We start from the raw sequence: 1,002 nt of genomic DNA on the forward strand, positions 1-1,002 counted from the left end.
CGATCGTCAGCTCGCCGTCTGCCGCGCGGGCCGCCCGGGCCACGATGTCCAGGCCCAGCCCGGTGGAACCGCCGACGCTGACGCCCCGGGTGAGCGCGGCCTCGGGATCCGCGACGCCCGGTCCGGCGTCGTCCACGGTGAGGAGCACGTACCGGTCGGCGCGTTCCACGCGAACGGCGAAGCCGGTGCCCTCGGGGGTGTGCCGGAAGACGTTGCCGATCAGCGCGTCGACGACGGCCGCGAGGTCGTCCTCGGGGAAGGCGACCGGCGTGGGGCGCGGGGTGAGGGAGCGCTCGTAGGGGCGGCCCTGCTGGGTGGCGAGGACCGACCAGAAGTCCAGGCGCATGGCGACCACCTCGGCCGCGTCGCACGGTTTCGCCGTGCCGGTTCCGCCGCCGGGCTGGGCGGCGGCCAGGGGGGTGCGGGCGGCGGCGATGATCGAGTCGAGTTCGCTCTCCAGCTGTCCGGCGGCCTCGGTAACCCGCCGGGCGCTGGGCGTCGCGCCCATCCGGTCGGCCTCCAGGTAGAGCGCGGTCAGCGGGGTGCGCAGCCGGTGGGAGAGGTCGGCGACCAGTTCGCGTTCGACGGCGAGCAGGTCGACGACCCGGTCGGCCATGGTGTTGAACGCCGCACCGGCCTCCTGGAGCTCGGGCGGTCCGTCCGGTTCCACGCGTACGTCGAGGTCGCCGGAGCCGAGGGCCAGCGAGGCCCGCTTGAGGCTCCGGGACGACCGGACCACGCGGGCGCCGAGCCGGTCGGCGACCAGCACCGAGCCGCCGACCAGACCGAGCGCGAGCAGCGCCATCACTCCCCACGAGGCGGCCACCCCGCGGGTGAGGTCCGCCGCCGGGACGAAGGCCTCGACGACGGCGACGCGGTCGCCGCGCAGGACGACGGGCTGGAGGTAGACCCAGCCGTCGTCGGTGTCCACGGCGAGGGTCTCGCGGCCGCGCACGGCCCGGTCGAGGGCGTCCTCGGGCGCGTGCGGGGTGCCGACGAAGC

At 76.1% G+C, this 1,002-nt stretch carries 1 protein-coding gene; it reads right to left on the reverse strand.

The genetic code is table 11. The features are described from left to right. Positions 1-1,002, reverse strand: a 1,002-nt coding sequence (locus tag GTW67_RS26515) for a sensor histidine kinase (RefSeq protein WP_161167306.1), incomplete at both ends; no start/stop codon positions are given.

The organism is Streptomyces sp. SID5910, assembly GCF_009862125.1.
Taxonomy (GTDB): domain Bacteria; phylum Actinomycetota; class Actinomycetes; order Streptomycetales; family Streptomycetaceae; genus Streptomyces.